Source organism: Vibrio sp. 10N.239.312.C11, from assembly GCF_041466065.1.
GTDB lineage: Bacteria > Pseudomonadota > Gammaproteobacteria > Enterobacterales > Vibrionaceae > Vibrio > Vibrio tasmaniensis_A.
In genome coordinates, this window is sequence record NZ_JBFSRZ010000004.1 from 100123 (window position 1) to 118068 (window position 17946).

The window sequence follows — 17946 nt, forward strand, 5'->3', positions numbered from 1 at the left end:
AATTATGACGAATTATCGGATTATTTAGCTCGGTCTCTAATCACTACTCTTTATCCAGTAAAGATTTCCAGCTAACGCTTTTTGTTCCTTAAAGGCAGCACGAAAAATTTCATTATCCAATGCAACCACAACAACCCACTGAACGCGAAAGCGGCCATCATCAACGCGATGGCATTGATGGTTTTTGGGTCTTCTTTGAAAAATAACCACCACGCTCCCCAACTTAAAATCGACAACACCATCAGTTGGTTCATACAACGTTGGCAGCGGCCGAGTTTGTTACGGATTTTTTCACTTTTATTGCAATGAATGCATGTCATCTTAGGTTTGATTCGCGTTATGCTTGTTGCCCTGATAATAACACGTCACAAGATATTGGATCACGGTGACACAGAGAGAGAAAGTCGATGATTGAGCGCCAAGAAACCAAACAACGCATGAGCCGTATTGTTAAACACAACGGCACTATCTACCTATGTGGCCAGGTGTGTGCTGATGCAACTAAAGACATCACAGAACAAACACAAACGATGCTAGATAAAGTGGAAGCCCTACTTGAGCAAGCGGGCAGCGATAAAGAGCACATGCTGTCAGCAACGATTTACTTGAAAGACATGAAAGACTTCCAAGAAATGAACGCAGTATGGGATACATGGGTTCCTGAAGGTCACGCTCCAGCTCGCGCATGTGTAACGGGTGATATGGCTCGTGAAGCGCTACTTGTTGAGATCTCTGTGATTGCTGCTGAGAAGTAATTGCTTAAAGCTTTTAGTGACGCAATGGCTTCAAGAGATTCCAGATACCTTGTCCCTCGGTTCTGAAATGACGAGTTTAACTTTGATTAGCTGATGCGTTCAGCCAAAAGAAAAAGGAAAGCCACTGGCTTTCCTTTTTAGTATCTAGTTTCTGTTAATAGAGCAAGCTGCTATCTTTCCTGATGATCTGCGATTAACAACCAGGGCCACAATCTAGACAGTGTTTCACCATCTCTGGACCTAGGTGCAGTTTCGCATTGAGGTCACGTAGCGCTGTTCGTACACCTTCTTCAATTACTGGGTGGTAGAACGGCATGTCTAGCATTTCAGAAACCGTCATCTTGTTCTGGTGTGCCCAAGCTAATAGGTGAGCTAAGTGTTCTGCGTTTGGTCCCATCATTTCAGCACCAAGGAAGCGGCCTGTACCTTGCTCGCCGTATACGTGCAGAATACCTTTGTTACGCAGCATGACTCGTGAACGACCTTGGTTCTCGAAAGACACTTCACCTGTTGCGAAACAACCACATGTGCCTAAGCGTGTGGTGATCTCTTTGTAAGTTTCACCAACCATAGCGATTTGTGGGTCAGAGAATACCGCAGAGATTTTAGAGCGGCGTAGGCCTGCACGAATCTCAGGGAAGCGACCTGCATTATCACCGGCAATACGTGCTTGGTCTGCTGCTTCATGCAGTAGAGGCAGTTGGTTACTTGCGTCACCGGCAATAAATACTGATGGTAGCGATGTTTGTAGTGTGTAGTGGTCTGCGATAGGAACACCACGTTCATCAAGTTCTAGAGAGGTATTCTCTAGGCCAAGCTTATCAGTGTTTGGACGACGACCTGTTGCTGCAAGTACATATTCAACGACGTTAGTTTCTAGTTCACCTTCTTTATTGATGAACTGGATCTCGACGCGATCTTCACCCGATTCAGTAGTAATACGTTTCATGCTTTCGATTTTTACATCAGCATCTAGGTAGAACTCTTCATTGAAGGCTTTGTCTGCGTAAGCCATGATCTCTGGGTCGGTTACTGGGCCTACTTGACCACCTAAACCGAACAGTTTTGTTTTTACACCCAAGCGGTGCAGTGACTGACCAAGCTCTAGACCAATAACGCCCGGGCCAAATACCGCCACTGATTCTGGTAAATCATCCCAGCTGAATACGTCATCATTAATGATCAGACGGTCGCCAAGTTCATTCCAAACTGCAGGGTATGCAGGGCGAGAACCTGTTGCGATAACAATACGCTTAGCCGTCACAACTGTGTGGTCATCGATTTGTAGCGTGTTGTCATCTAAGAACTTTGCGTAGCCAGAGATCTTGTCTTGCGCTGGGATTTCATCAACACCTTCTAAAACAAAACCAACAAAACGGTCACGTTCAAACTTCACTCGGTCCATCACTTCACGGCCGTTAATCACGATGTCACCTTGTGGGTGAACGCCAAAAGCCGGAGCTTTCTCAATTTGGTGTACACTTTCAGCCGCTGCAATAAGCAGTTTAGATGGCATACAACCAACACGAGCACAGGTTGTACCGTAAGGGCCGCCTTCAATCATCACAACACTGTCAGTGTGTGCTTTTGCAGCGCGGTAAGAACCTAAACCTGCCGTACCACCCCCGATAACTGCTACATCTACATTGACTTGTTTCATAATAATTTTCTCGCAATAGCTAAATTTAGTTTGAACGAACCCCTCCAACTCTGGTGATTTTTTAAGAGTCAGGATTGCGGGTCAGTTTTGTGATTCTGTTTTATTAGGTTTAGCTTGTCGCTCTGCCTTTATTGCTATCTGCTTCTTGTTACTAACTATAGGTTAGTTAAAGACGGGCGAGTCACAAGCTATATTCTTTTCCAAAGCTCAGATAAGAGTGTTTGGAATAGCTAACCCACAAGAGGGTGGGTTAGCTGATATTGCTTAGTTAACTTAACGGTTAAGCTTATATCGATGGTAAGTCATTAACCTAGGAAAGCTTCAAGTTCTTCGCTACCACCGATGTGTTTGCCACCGATGAATACTTGTGGAACCGTTGTACGACCAGAGATTGCACGTAGGCTTACTGTTGTCGCGTCTTTACCTAGTACTACTTCTTCGTAGTTCAAACCTTTGTCGATTAGGTTCTGCTTCGCTTTCATACAGAAAGGACAGCCTGGCTTAGTGAATACTGTGATTGACTCTTGCTCTTTGTGCTCAGGAGCAATGTAGTTAAGCATAGTATCTGCATCAGAAACCTTGAACGGGTCGCCTGGTACGTCTTCTTCGATGAACATTTTTTCTACCACGCCGTTTTTAACCAGCATGCTGTAGCGCCATGAACGTTTGCCGAAGCCGATGTCGTTTTTCTCAACTAGCATGCCCATACCGTCTGTGAAATCACCGTTACCATCTGGGATGAATGTGATTTTTTCAGCTTCTTGGTCTGCTTTCCAAGCGTTCATTACGAATGTGTCGTTTACTGAAACACATAGAATGTCATCAACACCGTTTTCTTTGAATACAGAATGTAGCTCGTTGTAACGAGGTAGGTGGCTTGAAGAACATGTCGGTGTAAACGCACCTGGTAGGCTGAATACGATAACTGTCTTGTCTTTGAATAGCTCTTCTGTCGTTACGTTAACCCATGCATCACCTTGGCGAGTTGGGAATGTTACTTGAGGGATTGATTGACCTTCTTTAGATGCAAACATATTGATTTCCTTAAATAGTATTTTGAATTTTGTTCTATCAGAGCTTAACGTTTTTCTTTGCTCTGTTTCGTTTCGTTGAGCCCATTATTAGACAAATCCTTTGATAGCTCTAATCGTTTGATGTTATGGTTTTGATAGGTAAATTCTATCAAGAGCATTTTTCTTTTAAATGTTTCTATGAAACCCCTTGTTCTTATTAAACCAGAGGTAAGAGACTGATCATGAACATTCGTGACTTTGAATACTTGGTGGCGCTCGCAGAGCACAAACACTTCCGAAAAGCGGCAGAAGCGTGCTTTGTCAGTCAGCCGACACTAAGCGGTCAAATACGCAAACTAGAAGATGAAATTGGACTTCAGTTAACCGAGCGTAGTCCAAGGAAGGTCATATTTACAGAATCAGGGTTACAACTTGTTGAACAAGCCAAGCGTATTCTCAATGAAGTAAAGACTTTTAAGGATATGGCAAGTGGACACGGTGAAGCGATGACAGGGCCGATGCACATTGGTTTTATTCCGACCGTTGGCCCTTATATTTTACCTAAGATCATTCCTCACCTTAAAGAGTGCTTTCCCGATCTTGAGCTTTACCTGCATGAAGCGCAGACCCATCAGCTAGTGAGTCAACTTGAAGATGGCAAGCTTGATTGCTTGGTATTGGCTGCAGTTGATGAAACGGCGGCGTTCAAAGAGATTGATGTGTATAACGAACCGTTAAGCGTCGCAGTACCGTGTGATCATGAGTGGGCTAAGCAAGACACTGTTGATATGCTGCAGTTAAATGGACAAACCGTACTTGCACTGGGCGATGGCCACTGCTTGCGAGACCAAGCCTTAGGCTTCTGTTTTGCTGCGGGTGCAAAAGATGATGAGCGCTTTAAAGCGACCAGCTTAGAAACGCTGCGTAACATGGTGGCGGCAGGGGCAGGTATTACCTTGCTTCCTCAGCTATCGGTACCGAAGGAAAAACAGAAAGATGGTGTGTGTTACGTTCCAGCGGTGAACCCAACACCTTCACGTCGCATTGTTGTTGCCTACCGACCGGGCTCTCCGTTAAAGGGGCGCTTTGAGCAATTGGCTGAGGCTATCCGAACTCAATTAGATAAAGCTGTTTAGTAATTTAAATCGTAGATAGCTCTGATTATAGACACAAAAAAAGGGTTGATATGAATACATATCAACCCTTTTTGTTGGTTCATGTTACTTGGTTCAACAAACCCTAACTAGAACAGCTCTTCTACTGCTTCACCTGATGACGTTGAGTAGATGTCATCATTGAAACGTTCAGTAATGTACTCGGTTGGCTCAGTGCCTTTCTCGAAATACTCGAACATTGATGAGCTGTCGAACTTGTTGGTCAGTAAGCCAGTTTCACGGTCGATACGAACGCGAACGATATTCTCTGGAAGCTCTTTACGTTGTGCCGGAACACCCGCTAACGCTGTGCCCATGAAATCAACCCATGCCGGCTCTGCTGTTTTAGCGCCCGCTTCTGCACCTGTAATTTGATTTTTACCAAGGTTAGAGTTCGCTTTGGTTCGACCTAGGTTACGGTTGTGGTTGTCAAAGCCAACCCATACCGTTGCAACCATGCCAGGGCCGTAACCGCTGTACCAAGTATCTTTCGAGTCATTGGTGGTACCGGTTTTTCCGCCAATATCGCGACGCTTCAGCGGTTGAGCACGCCAACCTGTACCATTCCAGCCTGTGCCAGCACTCCAGTCACCGCCGCCCCAGATATTGCTGTACATCATTTCACGAACAAGGAACGCGTTCTGCTCAGTGATCACTTGGGGTGCGTACTGTACTTGGGCATCCACATCTTGCTCGGCAAACTCATCAGCCATTGAATCTGAGGTCATTGGCTGTTGGCAATCGTCTTTACACACTACTTTCGGTGTCGCTTGGAATTCAGTCTCACCAAATGGTGTTTCAATGCGGCTGATGTAGAAAGGTTCAACGTAGTAGCCGCCATTCGCAAATACTGAGTAACCTTGAGCTACCTTCATTGGCGTTAAGCTACCCGCACCCAGAGCAATGGTTTCAGAGCGCGGTACTTCGTCAATATCAAAACCAAATCGAGTTAGGTAGTTACGAGTATCATCCAAGCCCACTTCGCGCAGTACACGTACTGCCATTACGTTTTTAGATTGAGCTAAGCCAATACGTAAACGAGTTGGACCCACATAGGTCGGTGGTGAGTTCTTTGGTCGCCATGCCGTGCCTTGGCTCTTATCCCATTGATTGATAGGCGCATCGTTGATCAGTGATGCTAGCGTTAAGCCTTTCTCAATCGCTGCTGAGTAGATAAATGGTTTGATACCAGAACCCACCTGACGAATAGATTGCGTTGCACGGTTGAACTTGTTGTGTACAAAGTTAAAGCCACCCACCATTGACAATACCGCGCCGTTGTTCGGGTTCATGGCAACAAATGCGGTGTTCGCATTCGGTACTTGGCTTAGTCGCCATACAATCGGTGTTTCAGGTTCAGTTGTTGTTTCTTCGGTAGGCTCTTCAGATACTTCATCGCCTGTTACTGCTTCATGGCGAACCCAAATTTGCTCACCCACAGCCAAAATCTCTTTCGCTTGAGAAGGCGCTGGACCTTGGCGGTTGTCCGTTAGGAATTTACGCGCCCAATTCATGCCTTGCCACTCGATAATGCCTTCACCTTGGTTCTTAACCCAAACTTGAGCGCTTTTCGAATCAACAGCGGTTACAACTGCTGGTACTAAGTCACCATAGGTTGGTTGAGATTTAAGGTGCTTAACGATTTGTTCATGATCCCAAGCTGATTGCGCCGTTTGCCACAATACTTTTTCAGCACCGCGGTAGCCATGACGCTCATCGTAGCCAAGGAGGTTTTTAATCGCGGCTTGGTTCGCTGCTTTTTGCAGTTTTGAATCAACGGTGGTGTAGACCTTCATGCCTGATGTGTAAGCGGCTTCACCATAGCGTTCCACCATCCAAGATCGCGCAACTTCTGCTACATATGGTGCGCTCAGTTCAATCTCGGCACCGTGATATTTCGAGATAAGTTCTTCACTGCGAGCGTCATCGTACTCTGATTGAGTGATGTATTTTTCGTCTAGCATACGACGTAACACCACGTTACGACGGTTGGTCGCACGCTCAACAGAATAAATAGGGTTCATAGTTGAAGGTGCTTTTGGCATGCCCGCAAGCGTAGCCAATTCACTTAAGGTGAGCTCAGGAAGATCCTTACCAAAATAAACACGCGCTGCTGCGCCGAAACCATATGAACGGTGACCAAGGAAGATCTTGTTTACGTAAAGCTCCATGATTTCTTCTTTACTCAGAAGCTGCTCTATGTGGATCGCAATGAAGATCTCTTTGATTTTACGCATGATCTTTTTCTCATTAGATAAGAAGAAGTTACGCGCAAGCTGCTGAGTAATGGTACTTGCCCCTTGTTTGGCTGAACCGGACATAGCAACCACGAGTGCTGCTCGAGTGATACCAATTGGATCAATACCAGGGTGCTCGTAAAAGCGGCTATCTTCGGTAGCAATCAAAGCTTCAACTAGGTGGCGAGGAATCTCGTCATAAGTCACTGGATTACGACGTTTTTCACCAAATTGAGAGATCAATTTACCGTCTTGACTGAAGACTTGCATTGGCGTTTGGAGTTCTACGTCACGCAAAGTGGCAACATCAGGCAACTCTGGTTTTACGTAATAGTAAAACCCGAAAATTGTACTGACTCCAAGAATCATGCAAATCAATGTAAATATGAATAATCGCTTTATGAACTTCACCGGATAATCCCTGATTAGTTAAGGCTGATAAGCAGCAAACCCTTGTACTCTAGGTTAAAAACTTAGCTTTCGTTTATTAACGCTTATTTAACTAATAATCACAACCCCTAGATAATCAACGAAATGCTTGGCACTTCAGGAGCTAGGTCACATGGGTTCATCATTAATTACAGGTATAGATATAAATCATCACAGCATCAAAGCCGTGGTACTAAAACCCGTGGGGGAGTTGTATGCCCTAGTGGGATACAAAGAGCTGCCGATTTCGGACGACATTTTTACAGCTAACCATACTTTGGAGTATCAGAAAACTGTTAAGAAACTTAAAGAACTTAGGAAAGGACTGCCTTTTGGCTGTCGCAACGTCGCCATTTCGGTACCCGATAACACGGTGATCAGCAAAGTACTGCAAATAGAGAGTGACTTAGAAGACAGAGAAAAGGAGTTTTCTATCTATCAAACCTTTGCTCATCAATCTCCCTTTCCTATCGAGGAGCTGAGTTTAGATTTTGTAAAGCTGGAAGACAAACGATTTGGTAAAGGATCGACAACTAGCTATCAGATATATGCGACTCGTAAGGAAGTTGTAGACAGTCGAGCGGATGCTTTAAATAAAGCCGGATTTAAACCTGTTGTCATCGACACCCAAGCACATGGACTGCTCAATATTTGGCAGTTGGCTTCACGCCTTTATCCTGAAAAAAGTAACTGGTTGCTGGTGGACGTGGGAGTTGACCAAACGTCGTTAGGCATTATCCCGCAGGATTCGGCACCTTTCTATAAAGACATCGCCTTTGGTACTCAAGATCTTCGCGGCACTGACAGCCCGAGTTATACAGAAGGTGTGTTCGGCAACGCAGAGGACACACATCGGTTTATTGTCAATTTGGTTGAAAAGCTTAAGCGACAGTTGCAACTCTATTCCTCAGTGAATGCACTTGAGCCGATATCCGGGATCTGGCTGATGGGCGAAGGAGTCAGCATTCCGATGGTAGTTGAAGATCTAGAGCGCCATTTTCAGATGAGTTGTGAATCGCTCAATCCTTTATCGTTATTTGAGAACAAGGTGGCGAAGCGGCACCAACTGCCGATGAACTGGCAACATTTCGGCATTGCCGCGGGTATGGCGATGAGTGGACTCAAGTGGCAAGGAGAGAAGCATGTTGCATCAAATTAACCTGCTGCCGTGGCGTGATGAGATTCGCGCTCAGCACAAAAAGCGCTTTGTTCATCTGGTCATTCTTGGCGTCATCATCGCGCTTGCAGGGCAATGGGCGGTGGGCAACTATCTCCATGCTCAGCAAGACAAGCAGCAAGCACGTCTTACTTACCTAAAGCAATATATTGCCGAGCTCGACCGACAAATCCAATCACTGAAAGTCGCGGAGCAAGAACATAAAGCGATCCTGACTCGACTTGATGTGGTGGAATCCTTACAGCTTGGCCGTAATAAGACCACCGACTTTATGAATCTAATGCCGGAGCTGATTCCTGAGGGCGTGTATGTCGACAAGATAAAGATGAATGGTCAGGAGATTGAGATGGCAGGTATCAGCGACAGTACGGCTCGCCTCGCCACAATGTTGGACAATCTAGAGCGTTCTGATTCTCTTAAAGGGGTCGAGATGCACTCTATTATCCATAACCGAAAGCGCTTCAATAAAGAGTTTCAGACCTTCAAGGTCTCTTTTGTGTTTAGCCCTGTTTCTTTAGAAAACACAACCGCAGAGAGCGCAACCGCGAGCAGAAAAGAGAAGGGGGCAAATCATGGCTAACCTTCAAAGTAGGATTAGCTGGCAAAATAGTGTGAGCTTGCAAGATCTCGATGCTGATGAGATCACCGAATGGCCGTTGTTGCCCCAACTGCTCGTTATTCTGTTGCTGGTGATATTAATCCAAGGTGTCGGGACTTGGCTGTATGTGCTGCCTTTAGACGATGAACTGCAGCAGATGAAGCAGCAAGAGCAGACTTTGAAAGCAACATTAAGGATAAAAGCGAACAAGGTTGCGGCTTTGCCTAAGCTTCAGAGTCAGTTGGATGAGCTAACCAGTCGCTACGACTATCTGTTAGAACAGTTGCCAGTTCAAAAGGAGCTCGCCAGTATGTTGGCCTCAGTGAATGAACTTGGTTTGGATAATGCGCTGACCTTTACGCGCATTGATTGGGGGCAAAAGCAGAACAAGGAATTCCTCTATCGGTTACCCCTCAATATTGAGCTAACCGGTGATTACCACGAGATTGGCGATTTCTCCGCGGCCATCGCGAAACTGCCGCGCATTATTAGCTTCGATGATGTGAATTGGCAGCGAGTCAGTCAAGAAAGTAGCACGCTACATTTCAGGGTTCGAGCTTACACCTATCAGTTTAAATCGGAGGTGAATGATGAAATTCAGTAGCGCCCTTTTGTCCCTATTGTTACTGCTTGTGCTTTCAGGCTGTAAATCCAATCAGGATTCGTTAGAAGATTTTGTAAGGCAAGTTGAAGCTAAGGCGAGAAAAGAGGTAGAAAAACTTGTCCCAGAAACGGAGTTCTTAGCCGCAACTTATCAACGCCACGCCTTTCGTCCTCCCTTTGAGCTCCCTAAAGAAGCCATGGTACAAAACCAACCCTTGGTGAAGAAAGACTGTTGGCAACCAAGCGCACGCTCTCGCAATGGCAAGCTAGAAAAATACCCGCTGAGTAAGCTGCGTTTAAGAGGCGTAATGGGCAGTGGAACAAGCGTTTCAGGGTTAGTACAAACCCCGAAAGGGAACGTGGTCAATGTGAAAAAAGGTCAGTTTATTGGCTTAAACAATGGTCGAGTTACTAAGGTGACGAGCCAGTACGTACAGATTAATGAAACCCTTCCAGATGGTTTAGGTTGTTGGCATAAGCGCAACGTTAAGCTCGCTCTGAAGTAAACCAATGTCACATGATGTGGATATGAGATGTAAATATGATTAAAGGACTAAGTAAGTTAATAAACAAAGGGCTGCAAAGCCTAGTTGTGTCTGTGATGTTGGTGGTTAGCGTGTTCAGCTATGCCGAGAGCTTGCCAAATCAATTGGAAAATATTGATTTTAGGGTCAACAAGGAGAAAGACGCCGTCATCATTATCGAATTGGCAACCAGCACTGCTGTGGTGGATGTTCAACGTGCTCAGGAAGGTTTAAGTATCGAGTTACTCAATACTCAGGTGAATGACGATAAGCTTTACCTCCTAGATGTGAAGGACTTCGCGACCTCAGTTGAAGGCATTGAGGTGTATAAGGAAACGCCCAGTACGCGATTGTTGGCAACGATCGCTGGTGACTATCAATATGAATACAACTTAAAAGGTCGCTTTATTGAGGTAGTGATCAGTAGGCCTACTATTGATGAAGTGACAATAGAGAAAAATGTTTTAGAAAAAGAAGGCAAGGTGATATCGATTAACTTCCAAGATATCCCTGTACGTAATGTTTTGCAGCTTATTGCTGATTACAACGATTTCAATCTCGTTGTTTCTGATTCAGTCACGGGTAATCTGACTTTACGTTTAGATGGTGTGCCTTGGCAGCAAGTTCTCGACATTATCTTGCAAGTTAAGGGGTTGGATAAGCGTGTTGATGGCAACGTTATCTTGGTGGCACCTAAAGCTGAACTCGACCTTAGAGAGCAACAAGCGCTAGAGAAATCTCGTTTGGAAGAAGAGCTAGGTGAACTCAAGTCGGAAATCATCAAGATTAACTTTGCCAAAGCCACCGACATTGCCGACATGATTGGTGGGGAAGGGGCGGTAAGCATGTTGTCCGAGCGAGGCTCGATTACCATTGATGAGCGAACTAACTCCCTGTTGATCCGTGAATTGGAAGAAAACATTGCGGTGATACGAGGCATTATTGAATCGCTAGACATTCCCGTGAAGCAAGTTCAGATAGAAGCACGTATTGTCACTGTTACTGAGGGTAATCTTGATGAACTAGGAGTGCGTTGGGGCGTTTCCTCGACTAACGGAAGCTTCAAAGTTGGCGGCTCGATAGAGGGCAACCATCCATCGCAAATTACGCCGTATGACGATAATGGTGGGAATAGTGCGATTGACGATTTCCTCAACGTTAATTTAGGAGCAACTTCCCCGAGCGCGTCGAGTATTGCGTTTCAGGTAGCCAAGCTGGGTTCTGATACCTTGCTCGATCTTGAATTGTCAGCACTGCAACAAGAGTCGAAAGCAGAGATTATTTCTAGCCCACGCTTAATTACCACCAATAAAAAACCCGCTTATATTGAGCAAGGTACTGAAATCCCTTATTTAGAGTCTTCTTCAAGTGGTGCTACTTCAGTCGCATTTAAGAAAGCGGTATTGAGTCTCAAGGTGACTCCGCAGATCACACCCGACAATCGTTTGGTATTGGATTTGAGCGTGACTCAAGATAGGCCGGGGCAAGTGGTGAAAACCGGCACCGGTGAAGCTGTCGCCATTGACACGCAAAGAATTGGAACGCAAGTGCTTGTTAATAATGGTGAAACGGTCGTGTTAGGTGGTATTTTTCAACACAGTGTGAGCAGCCAAGTTGATAAAGTTCCACTATTAGGAGACCTTCCTGTTCTTGGCGCATTGTTCCGTCGTAGCTATGAAAATGTAGGCAAAAGTGAACTACTTATTTTTGTTACACCTAAAGTTGTGATTCAGTAATGAGCAATTAGATTAAAAATAAAGTTGCATTAGTGGCACCTAACCTTGATAATTTCGGGTCTTATCACGAATTATCTGTGAGGAATCGGTGCCACGGGCCTTTTAATTTCAGTACTTGTACTGACCTACCTTGTGGCGATGTCATTGAATTAACGTTGTAAATTACTGCTAAAAACATGGCTGAGAAACGCAATATTTTTCTTGTTGGCCCAATGGGCGCCGGCAAAAGTACAATTGGTAGACACCTAGCTTCCCAACTTCATATGGAGTTTCTAGACTCTGACACTGTGATCGAAGAGCGCACTGGCGCAGACATCGCATGGGTTTTTGATGTTGAGGGCGAAGATGGTTTCCGTAAGCGCGAAGAATCTGTAATCAACGATCTGACAGAAGAACAAGGTATTGTTCTTGCGACAGGTGGTGGTTCAGTGCTGAGCAAAGAAAACCGTAACCGTCTATCTGCACGAGGCATTGTTGTATACCTAGAGACAACAATTGAAAAGCAACTTGCTCGCACTAACCGCGACAAGAAACGCCCTCTACTTCAAACAGACAACCCGCGTGATGTGCTAGAAGATCTAGCTGTATCTCGCAACGCACTATACGAAGAAGTGGCGGACTACACAGTTCGTACTGACGACCAAAGTGCAAAAGTGGTAGCCAACCAGATCGTAAAAATGCTAGAAGAACGTTAAGTTCATTTTTCGGAGAGCAAACCCATGGAACGGATTACGGTCAATCTAGCTGAGCGTAGCTACCCTATCTCTATTGGCGCCGGGTTATTTGAAGACCCGGCGTACCTTTCTTTTTTATCAGGTAAGCAGAAAGTTGTTGTTATCAGTAATGTGACAGTAGCGCCTCTTTATGCTGATAAAATTTTATCGCTATTGGATCAAGTCGGCTGTCAGACATCTCTTCTCGAGCTGCCAGACGGTGAACAGTACAAAAACCTTGAAACGTTCAACTCAGTGATGAGCTACATGCTTGAAGGAAATTACAGCCGCGATGTGGTGGTAATTGCTTTGGGTGGTGGTGTTATCGGTGATTTGGTCGGTTTTGCTGCCTCTTGCTACCAGCGCGGTATTGATTTCATTCAAATCCCGACGACCCTTCTTTCTCAAGTGGACTCCTCTGTAGGTGGTAAAACTGCAGTGAACCATCCCCTTGGCAAGAATATGATCGGCGCTTTTTACCAACCAAAATCTGTCATCATCGATACTAACTGCCTATCAACGCTTCCAGAGCGTGAGTTTGCAGCGGGCATGGCTGAGGTGATCAAATACGGCATCATTTACGATGAAGCCTTTTTTGGCTGGTTGGAACAGAATCTAGATAAACTGTATCAACTTGATGAAGACGCACTGATTACCGCGATTGCTCGTTGTTGTGCAATTAAGGCTGAAGTGGTTGCTATCGATGAAAAAGAGTCAGGAATCAGAGCGTTATTGAACCTAGGTCATACATTTGGTCATGCGATTGAAGCAGAACTAGGCTATGGTAATTGGCTACATGGTGAAGCTGTGTCGTCAGGCACTGTAATGGCAGCAAAAACCGCCCAATTACAGGGACTGATTTCTCAGCAGCAACTTGAGCGAATTATTTCTATACTCAAGAATGCGAAACTACCAATCCATACGCCAGAAAGCATGTCTTTTGAAGACTTTATGAAGCACATGATGCGCGATAAAAAAGTGCTGTCTGGTCAGTTGCGTCTGGTATTACCAACAAGTATTGGTACTGCTGAAGTGGTTGCTGATGTACCTCAAGACATCATTAAACAAGCGATTGATTTCTGCCGTACTCTTTAAATTCGGTTATGAGGTTGCCTAGCTAAACTCTAGGCAACTCAAGCGCTTTACAGATCGAACTTATCAGTAGGGATCCCCAATGAGTTTGGCTCATGATTTAAGAGTATTGGAGTTAGAGTCTCAAGTTGAGTTGCTAGAGCGTTTACAGCTTTTAACTAACTTTGGTTCAAACTTTGTAAATGTTGCTGGTAAAACGGGTTCTGGCCGATCTTGGTTAGCTCAGCGTTATCTTGAAGCATGGTCGACAGAAAAAAATCAGTGTTTACTGCTTTGTCACCCAAGCCAAGACGATCAACAGCGCCGCGCACTTATTCTTAGTCAGATTGTTTCTGACCCACTCTTTAATCAACATGATTCTTTATCTGATAGCCTTGCTAGGTTGCTGGATGGAGATACGTGTAATGTGCTTATTGTCATTGATGACGCCCACCGACTGTCTGAGCTACTGGTATCAGAATTATGGATGTTGGTACTTGAATCTCAATCAAACCCTCAATGGACGATTAATATCGTTCTGTTCTCGCAAACTGGTCACCTAGACACGTTATTAACACGACTTAGTTACGGTCAGCCGCACAAACCTATCGCCCTTGAGATCGATGATCTTTCGCAACCAGAAGCTGAACATTTCTTTGAGTCACTGGTGATTCGATATGTCGATGATGAGTCAGAATCTCGGGTGCGAAATGCATTTAAAAAAGCGCAACCTTTGCCCGGTGAGCTAATGGCCTTAGGAGAATTGAAAGTGGAAAAAAGGATTATTATTCGCTCAATCATTGGTTCACCTATCAATATTGCGATTGTGGTGGCGTTGTTGTTGCTTGTTATCGGCGGCGGTTACTGGTGGATGTTTAATCAACCAACGCCTGACGATAAAGCGCAATCTATTATCGCCCCTATTGAGCAGACAGTTATTCCAACGTTGGAAGTGGAAAATGTAACTGAGCAAGCCACAATCGACGGAACTGTCGATTCTGAAGCCGAAGTTGATATGAGTTATCAAGGTGCTGACGATGACAGCTCTTCTCTGCCGCCGGTCGTGGTTGAAGAGACAGCCAGTGTTGGTCAGGTAGAACAAGATCAGCAACGTGTGGTGATCACCTCTGATGTGGTCGATGCTTTGCTTGATGATAAACCTGAGAGTGTTGATACCAGTGCAATTGAAGCTGTAGTTGAAGAAAAAACAGATGCAGTCGTTATCCCGCAGCCTGATGTTGTGGAACGTGAGTCATTACCGGCAACGAATGAAGGTTCAGAGCTAACACAATCAGCACCTCCGACAAAAAAAATCACATTCTCATTTGCACGCGAAGAGCTACAAGCTATCTCGCCGCGCGCTTATACCCTGCAGTTGAGTGCGATGACATCATTGGAAGATGTACAATCTTTCATTGAAGAGTATGAGCTTGAGAACAAGGTTCGTATTTACCCAACACTTCGTAACGACACCAAGTGGTTTATTATCACTTATCAAGATTACCCAACGATTCAAGTGGCGCGAGATGCGGCAAGTGCGTTATCAAAACCACTTCAACAGTTGGAACCTTGGGCAAAATCGATGAATCAAGTGCATCGAGAGATAGAACGTGCGAAATAACCCTGAGCTTAGCCTCAAAATATGTTACATTCCGCAGCCTTATTTTTGAGTTGATAGATAGAGCAGTAAATGAAAAAGCAGCGTGCCTTTCTAAAATGGGCTGGTGGTAAATATGGCCTAGTTGAAGACATCCAACGTCACCTGCCACCTGCTCGTAAATTGGTAGAACCGTTTGTCGGTGCCGGATCAGTATTTCTGAATACTGATTTTGAACAGTACCTACTTGCAGATATTAACCCTGATCTTATCAACCTATACAATCTACTTAAAACCGATCCTGAAACCTATATCACTGAAGCGAAGCGTTGGTTCTGTCCGGAGAATAACCGTAGAGAAGTGTTCTTAGATGTTCGCGCTGAGTTCAATGGTACAGATAACGTTATGTATCGCTCGTTAGCTTTCTTGTACATGAACCGATTTGGCTTCAATGGCTTGTGTCGTTACAACAAGAAGGGCGGTTTTAACGTTCCGTTTGGTTCTTATAAAAAACCTTATTTCCCTGAAGCCGAGCTAGAGTTTTTTGCTGAGAAAGCGAAAAAAGCCACCTTCGTCTGTGAGGGGTACCATGAAACCTTTAGCCGCGCGCGTAAAGGTTGCGTGGTTTACTGTGATCCTCCATACGCACCGCTGTCGAACACGGCTAACTTTACCTCTTACGCAGGTAATGGTTTTAGCTTAGATGACCAAGCTGCACTGGCGGATGTCGCTGAAAAAGCGGCGATGGAACGCGATATTCCTGTCTTGATTTCAAACCATGACACCACCTTAACGCGCCGTTTATACCATGGTGCGGAACTGAACGTGGTCAAGGTTAAGCGCACTATTAGCCGGAATGGCGCAGGGCGCAATAAAGTTGATGAGTTACTGGCGCTTTTCCATAAAGAGAAAAACCAGCAACACGCTTCAACAGAATTGTCGTCGTCAGAATAATCCTCTAACTCATTAAATTGAGTGACCCACGGGTACTTTCTTAAACTAATCTTTCGAACTGCTAGGATCTGCTTAGGTGCTTAGGTAGAATTGCACACCAAATAGTCTTGGGATTGAGTCTTGTACTTGTGTATGAGAGGTCACAAGGCGGTGATATTCGCAATTTACTCACTCTTAAGAGGTTTGGTATGAAAGATTTTCTAATCGCTCCATCGATTTTGTCTGCAGATTTTGCTCGTCTTGGTGAAGACGTCGAAAAAGTACTCGCAGGCGGTGCCGACGTTGTGCACTTCGATGTGATGGATAACCACTACGTACCTAACCTGACTTTTGGTGCACCGATCTGTAAAGCATTGCGCGACTACGGCATCACAGCTCCTATCGATGTTCATCTAATGGTTAAGCCAGTAGACAGCATCGTACCTGAGTTTGCCAAAGCTGGCGCATCAATGATTACCTTCCACGTTGAAGCGTCTGAGCACGTTGATCGCACTCTACAGTTAATCAAAGAACACGGCTGTAAAGCGGGTGTCGTACTTAACCCAGCAACGCCACTTTCTTGCCTTGATTACATCCTAGACAAAGTCGACATGATTCTACTGATGTCAGTGAACCCTGGCTTTGGCGGTCAATCTTTCATTCCTCATACTCTTGATAAGCTGCGTGCTGTTCGTAAACTTATTGACGAATCTGGCCGTGATATCCGCCTTGAGATTGATGGCGGCGTGAAGGTTGATAACATCCGTGAAATTGCAGAAGCGGGTGCAGATATGTTCGTTGCGGGTTCCGCTATCTTCAATCAACCAGATTACAAAGAAGTGATTGATGAGATGCGTTCAGAGCTTGCAAAAGTAAACGCATAATCGTAAAACTACAGATAGATTGAATATTAAGGGGCTCATTGGCCCCTTTTTTACGTCTTGGAGCTCAACTCATAAGACGAACATAATAAATAGGAAAGTAAGATGTCATTAAGCTCAATAAAACTGATTGCCTTTGATTTGGATGGAACCTTGTTAGATAGCGTGCCTGATTTGGCTGTTGCCGCTGATCAGGCTTGTCAGGAACTGGGTTTTTCTTCTGTAAGCGAAGAGCAAGTTCGCGACTACGTGGGTAATGGTGCTGACGTTCTTATCGGGCGCTCACTGAGCCGCAACTTGACGGTTGATCCAAACCTAGAGCCTGAACTGCTAAAGAAAGCGCGTATCTTGTTTGATGATTTTTATGAGCAGAGTGGCCATAAGCTGAGCCACCTTTACCCATCAGTAAAAGAAACGTTAGCTGAGTTGGATAAAGCGGGCTTCACCATGGCGCTTGTAACAAACAAGCCATCGAAATTTGTACCAGCCGTTCTGGCGCAACACGATATTGATAAGTACTTTGTTGATGTGTTGGGTGGCGACTCTTTCCCAGAGAAAAAGCCGAATCCAGTGGCGTTGAACTGGTTGCTAGAAAAGCACAATGTAAAAGCTGAAGAGATGCTGATGGTTGGCGATTCAAGCAATGACATCAAAGCCGCTAAGAATGCAGGCTGCCACTCGTTTGGTCTGACTTACGGCTACAACCACGGCGAGCCAATTTCAGCATCAAACCCTGACTATGTCGCAGACAACATTGCGCAATTACTAGATGTCGTTCTAGTTTCAGCATAAAGCGGACAAAAGTTAGCTAACCTACTAGCAAAATACTTATCAATGAGTACACTGGATGAGCCGTACAGAAGAG

17 protein-coding genes are annotated in these 17946 nt (G+C 45.0%); 13 read left to right on the plus strand and 4 right to left on the minus strand.

Annotated features, from left to right (window positions below; all coding sequences use genetic code 11):
• Positions 1 to 71: 71 nt before the first annotated feature.
• Positions 72 to 320, minus strand: coding sequence for a DUF3624 domain-containing protein (locus AB6D07_RS03240; protein WP_029223035.1), 249 nt, complete (start codon positions 318 to 320; stop codon positions 72 to 74).
• Positions 321 to 407: 87 nt separating this feature from the next.
• On the opposite strand from AB6D07_RS03240, the gene AB6D07_RS03245 reads away from it, so the two are divergent.
• Positions 408 to 755 carry a RidA family protein gene (locus tag AB6D07_RS03245; RefSeq protein WP_017103620.1) on the plus strand — a complete coding sequence of 116 codons (348 nt, stop codon included), beginning with the start codon at positions 408 to 410 and terminating at the stop codon, positions 753 to 755.
• Positions 756 to 948: 193 nt separating this feature from the next.
• On the opposite strand, the gene AB6D07_RS03250 is transcribed toward AB6D07_RS03245, so the two are convergent.
• Both AB6D07_RS03250 and AB6D07_RS03255 read right to left on the minus strand, forming a co-directional pair.
• On the minus strand, positions 949 to 2415 hold the full coding sequence (locus tag AB6D07_RS03250; protein WP_017103619.1) for a dihydrolipoyl dehydrogenase: 1467 nt from the start codon (positions 2413 to 2415) through the stop codon (positions 949 to 951).
• A gap of 305 nt (positions 2416 to 2720) precedes the next feature.
• Entirely contained in the window at positions 2721 to 3449 is a 729-nt protein-coding gene (locus AB6D07_RS03255) for a glutathione peroxidase (RefSeq protein WP_010435300.1), read from the minus strand.
• A 221-nt stretch (positions 3450 to 3670) separates the two neighbouring features.
• On the opposite strand from AB6D07_RS03255, the gene oxyR reads away from it, so the two are divergent.
• A complete protein-coding gene (gene oxyR / locus AB6D07_RS03260) occupies positions 3671 to 4564 on the plus strand; it encodes a DNA-binding transcriptional regulator OxyR (RefSeq protein ID WP_017103618.1) in 894 nt (297 codons plus the stop codon).
• 107 nt (positions 4565 to 4671) lie between these two features.
• Here the strand turns inward: oxyR and AB6D07_RS03265 are convergent, their stop codons facing one another.
• The gene (locus AB6D07_RS03265; RefSeq protein ID WP_017103617.1) at positions 4672 to 7230 is read right to left on the minus strand and encodes a penicillin-binding protein 1A; all 2559 of its coding nucleotides are present in this window, start codon (positions 7228 to 7230) and stop codon (positions 4672 to 4674) included.
• 151 nt (positions 7231 to 7381) lie between these two features.
• Between AB6D07_RS03265 and pilM the strand changes: the two genes are divergently transcribed.
• The 11 genes from pilM (at position 7382) to AB6D07_RS03320 (ending at position 17873) form a co-directional block, all read left to right on the plus strand.
• On the plus strand, positions 7382 to 8407 hold the full coding sequence (gene pilM / locus AB6D07_RS03270; RefSeq protein WP_029223034.1) for a type IV pilus assembly protein PilM: 1026 nt from the start codon (positions 7382 to 7384) through the stop codon (positions 8405 to 8407).
• Positions 8391 to 9005, plus strand: a complete 615-nt coding sequence (locus tag AB6D07_RS03275) for a PilN domain-containing protein (protein ID WP_017103615.1) — start codon at positions 8391 to 8393, stop codon at positions 9003 to 9005. Before pilM ends, AB6D07_RS03275 begins: the two co-directional genes overlap by 17 nt.
• Entirely contained in the window at positions 8998 to 9627 is a 630-nt protein-coding gene (locus AB6D07_RS03280) for a type 4a pilus biogenesis protein PilO (protein ID WP_017103614.1), read from the plus strand. Before AB6D07_RS03275 ends, AB6D07_RS03280 begins: the two co-directional genes overlap by 8 nt.
• Positions 9614 to 10132, plus strand: coding sequence for a pilus assembly protein PilP (locus AB6D07_RS03285; protein WP_029223033.1), 519 nt, complete (start codon positions 9614 to 9616; stop codon positions 10130 to 10132). The genes AB6D07_RS03280 and AB6D07_RS03285 overlap by 14 nt, the downstream gene beginning before the upstream one ends.
• 35 nt (positions 10133 to 10167) lie before the next feature.
• On the plus strand, positions 10168 to 11886 hold the full coding sequence (locus tag AB6D07_RS03290; protein WP_017103612.1) for a type IV pilus secretin PilQ: 1719 nt from the start codon (positions 10168 to 10170) through the stop codon (positions 11884 to 11886).
• Between the two features lie 176 nt (positions 11887 to 12062).
• Positions 12063 to 12581 carry a shikimate kinase AroK gene (gene aroK, locus AB6D07_RS03295; RefSeq protein ID WP_009848907.1) on the plus strand — a complete coding sequence of 173 codons (519 nt, stop codon included), beginning with the start codon at positions 12063 to 12065 and terminating at the stop codon, positions 12579 to 12581.
• A 24-nt stretch (positions 12582 to 12605) separates the two neighbouring features.
• Positions 12606 to 13694, plus strand: a complete 1089-nt coding sequence (gene aroB, locus AB6D07_RS03300) for a 3-dehydroquinate synthase (RefSeq protein WP_017103611.1) — start codon at positions 12606 to 12608, stop codon at positions 13692 to 13694.
• Between the two features lie 79 nt (positions 13695 to 13773).
• Positions 13774 to 15291, plus strand: a complete 1518-nt coding sequence (locus AB6D07_RS03305; protein WP_012604943.1) for an SPOR domain-containing protein — start codon at positions 13774 to 13776, stop codon at positions 15289 to 15291.
• A 69-nt stretch (positions 15292 to 15360) separates the two neighbouring features.
• On the plus strand, positions 15361 to 16221 hold the full coding sequence (locus tag AB6D07_RS03310) for a Dam family site-specific DNA-(adenine-N6)-methyltransferase (protein ID WP_012604942.1): 861 nt from the start codon (positions 15361 to 15363) through the stop codon (positions 16219 to 16221).
• A gap of 188 nt (positions 16222 to 16409) precedes the next feature.
• On the plus strand, positions 16410 to 17084 hold the full coding sequence (rpe, locus tag AB6D07_RS03315; RefSeq protein ID WP_029223031.1) for a ribulose-phosphate 3-epimerase: 675 nt from the start codon (positions 16410 to 16412) through the stop codon (positions 17082 to 17084).
• A 102-nt stretch (positions 17085 to 17186) separates the two neighbouring features.
• Entirely contained in the window at positions 17187 to 17873 is a 687-nt protein-coding gene (locus AB6D07_RS03320) for a phosphoglycolate phosphatase (protein WP_017103609.1), read from the plus strand.
• Positions 17874 to 17946 lie beyond the last annotated feature (73 nt).